Source organism: Roseinatronobacter alkalisoli (assembly GCF_028745735.1).
Classification (GTDB): domain Bacteria; phylum Pseudomonadota; class Alphaproteobacteria; order Rhodobacterales; family Rhodobacteraceae; genus Roseinatronobacter; species Roseinatronobacter alkalisoli.
On record NZ_JAQZSM010000086.1, the window covers coordinates 1 to 2,964 of the forward strand.

Consider the following 2,964-nt stretch of genomic DNA (forward strand, 5'->3'; position numbering starts at 1 on the left):
GTCGCGACCCCTGCAAAAGCGTTTCTACTTCACGCACAGAACGCTTATTTGGAGGCCGTGATTGGCAATCCTTAGATCTTTGTAAGCGGACATCCGTTGGCGTTGCAGCATTTGGCAGAGTGGGCTCGATCCCGACCTTCGCCGCAAATGTCACGAACGGCCACTGTCGGACAAAAACCCCTAGTCATAATGTGTGGGACTAAAACGGTCGGTTTGGCTGTCGTGAACTGCCCCACGTGAATTCAGGCAGATAGGTGTGACAAAACCCCAAGGCAAAACAGGATGGATTCTGACAGGTTTCTGTCCGGCAAGCCGGTAACAGGTTCGCCAACTCTTTACAAAGAGTGCATAATGTAAAGAGTGAGTGATCTGACCCCCAACGTTGGACCGCCCGAAGGCAGAGTTTTCCGGCTTCTGCCCCGCTCCCCAAGTTTGGACCATCGGAAGCTGGATTTTTCCGACTGCCTCACGATGACGGGCTGGTGACGCCATCGGGATAGGGGCCCTTGATTTAACGATAGAGCTTCCAGAAGACAAAGCGGCATGCGAAGCAGCAGAGGCGGTAGCCAAGGCCACGACTAAGACAGGGCAGGCACTGTGTTGCCATATTGTTCTTTTGCTCCTAAACTACCCGCCTGAGTCACTGGCACCCGTTTTAGTATATGTGCCCCTGACACCCACAAATTATGGCGCGTACATGATCGCTAACGAGTACCACATGGGACGCAAGGCAGGATCGAGCATACTGCACAGTGTCCGCTCTGCTGAAGCGCTTGGACGCCCGTTAAATACGTTCGTGACCATCAATTTTTGGCAACTTGGAAGCACAGCGGAGACGATCTTCAGGGATTTCGCAGACCTACGCGAGGCGTGGTTCCAGAGATGGTCGTCTTGTCGACCGCGCAAGAGCGCCACACCGCGCAATGGCGTCCCGACCTATGCCTATGTCCATGAGGCGACACACGACCTGCCACACACACATTGGATGGTGCATATCCAACCCGAGAATGTGGCGCTTTTTACCGCTCGTCTTGAGCAAGTTCTAAGAAAGACGTTCAATCTTTCAGCCCTCCCCGATGGCGCGATATTCGTCACCACCATTGAGAACGCTGAAGGCTTGAAACTATACATGGTGAAGACGATCGATCTCCGCTTTGGTCGCCTTTGGGGGATCAGGACAGAAAACGGGGGCCGCATCGCGTTTCGACGTGCAGACACGAGCCGCAACATCGGCCCATCATTCTGGCAGCCTCAGAAAGCCCGATACAGAGCATACTTGCGCCAGGTGAGGGTAGCCTGAATCGCGGCGCGTCGTTCAACCGCGTATAGCGGCACTATACATAGCTAGCCTGCTTGATGCCTTGGTGACTCCTTACTGAAGCAGCTTGACGTCCTCCATATCCTTCGGCTCGTTCACTGCTAGCTTGTGTGCGATCAGGAGCCGACGACTGACAATTGGTATAGGCACGCTATCTACCTCAAAGATCTCCGCGGTACTGACTGCTTCTTCGATTTCGAGACCCGGAGCGAAGGTCAGAACGTCGATCTTGTACAGCCCCTCAACCTTGAAATGGGCCACCCTCCGGTCTAGTAGCTGCGCCCTAGCATTTTGATCCGCCGACAGCTTCGGTATTGCCGCGACCAGACGGGAGATTGTCGAGGGTTCTGCACCGACGAACAGGTCAACGTCGCCCGTGTCTCTTGCTGGGTGATAAAATTTCACTGCAACCCCGCCGATCACGACGAACGGAATGTCGTGATCGATTAGATTTCTCTCGATCCATCGCAGTTGATGCGGTTGAATGAGCGTCATCGGCTGCTATCGGCCTCCATCTCGCGACGGTCGACGGCGGTGATGGTGCCGTGAGGGCTCAGATTGGGCTTCAGACAGCCCTTCTCCACCATGTGATTTAAAGCGTCTTCTATCTCGTTGTCAGTCAGCGGAACAGGCACAAAGTATCTCCTAAATGAATGCTGGGGGAGGCGTCAGAGGCATTGCTGGGAATTATAGCGTTGCCGGAGTGGTGATCTGCGCTAGATCAGCACCCTTTCTACTTCATCCAGCGTCACCTCGTCGGATCGTCGGTCATAGAGCTGCGTCGTCCTGGTCGAGGCATGATTTGCCATCTGTGCCGCCTTTTCCAGTGTCCCACCGTTCTTCAGATAGGCAGTGATGCCGGTGGCGCGGAAGGTGTGGTTGCCGACCTTGGTGGAAATATCGGCGGCGGCTGCGCGACGACGGATCATCTGGTAGGCATTTGCTTGGGGCAGCGGTGTGCGGGTAAGCATCTGCGTGCCGCGCCCGATGGTGCGAAACAGCGGTCCCTTGGGGTCGTCGACGATGCCTGCCATTTCAGTGTAGGCGTGCAGGTAGCTTTCCAGGTTATGGTGGCAGGGCATCTCATGCCGCTTGCCGCCCTTCTCATGCAGCCGCACCCAGAGGCGGCGCTGCTGCGTATAGATGTCTTCGACCTTCATGCTGAGCGCCGCACCGATGCGGGCGAAGGAATAGACCATCAGCCCGATCAGCGCACGGTCGCGCAAGCCTCCTACGGTGGTGATGTCGATAGCGTCGAGCAGCTTGCGCGCCTCGGCAGGCTCCAGCACGGGCGTCCTGCCACGGCGCACCTTGTGCGACGGACCGCGTACTGATGCCGCCGGATTGACGGGCACGATCTGCCCCGTTACCAACCAGTCGAACAGGTGGCGGATCGCAGCCAGGCGCTGCTTGACAGTCGGCGTAGAAAGCGTCGCGGTCATTTGCTCGATATAGGTGGCGACATGCACCGGCTGCACCGCTGTCAGTGATGGGATGCCATGCAGCTCGCACCAGCGGAAGAAGTCGCCTGTAGCGCGAATATAGGCGCGGCGGGTGTTGGGGTTGCGGAGCGTCGCCGCGAAAAACTCGATGTAGCGCATGCGGGCTCGGTCATCGGCGGCGGTCAGCAGCGCGGGCAGGACAGG

General features: G+C 57.1%; 4 protein-coding genes. 1 reads left to right on the forward strand and 3 read right to left on the reverse strand.

Annotation, left to right across the window (positions count from 1 at the left end):
- Window positions 1–697: 697 nt before the first annotated feature.
- Complete coding sequence (locus PUT78_RS23215) at window positions 698–1,300, forward strand: hypothetical protein (RefSeq protein WP_274354593.1); 603 nt, start codon at window positions 698–700, stop codon at window positions 1,298–1,300.
- Between the two features lie 72 nt (window positions 1,301–1,372).
- On the opposite strand, the gene PUT78_RS23220 is transcribed toward PUT78_RS23215, so the two are convergent.
- From PUT78_RS23220 to PUT78_RS23230, 3 genes are all read right to left on the reverse strand, one after another.
- Window positions 1,373–1,813 carry a nucleotidyltransferase gene (locus tag PUT78_RS23220; RefSeq protein ID WP_274354594.1) on the reverse strand — a complete coding sequence of 147 codons (441 nt, stop codon included), beginning with the start codon at window positions 1,811–1,813 and terminating at the stop codon, window positions 1,373–1,375.
- Window positions 1,810–1,953 carry a hypothetical protein gene (locus PUT78_RS23225; RefSeq protein WP_274354595.1) on the reverse strand — a complete coding sequence of 48 codons (144 nt, stop codon included), beginning with the start codon at window positions 1,951–1,953 and terminating at the stop codon, window positions 1,810–1,812. Before PUT78_RS23225 ends, PUT78_RS23220 begins: the two co-directional genes overlap by 4 nt.
- Window positions 1,954–2,034: 81 nt before the next feature.
- The coding region (locus PUT78_RS23230) for a tyrosine-type recombinase/integrase (protein WP_476453974.1) at window positions 2,035–2,964 on the reverse strand (930 nt) is incomplete at its 5' end.

What these genes read in the sequence shown, in the direction of transcription:
- PUT78_RS23215 (WP_274354593.1), top strand. Translation starts at nt 698, where the DNA reads ATGATCGCTAACGAGTACCACATGGGACGCAAGGCAGGATCGAGCATA.
- PUT78_RS23220 (WP_274354594.1), bottom strand. Translation starts at nt 1,813, where the DNA reads ATGACGCTCATTCAACCGCATCAACTGCGATGGATCGAGAGAAATCTA.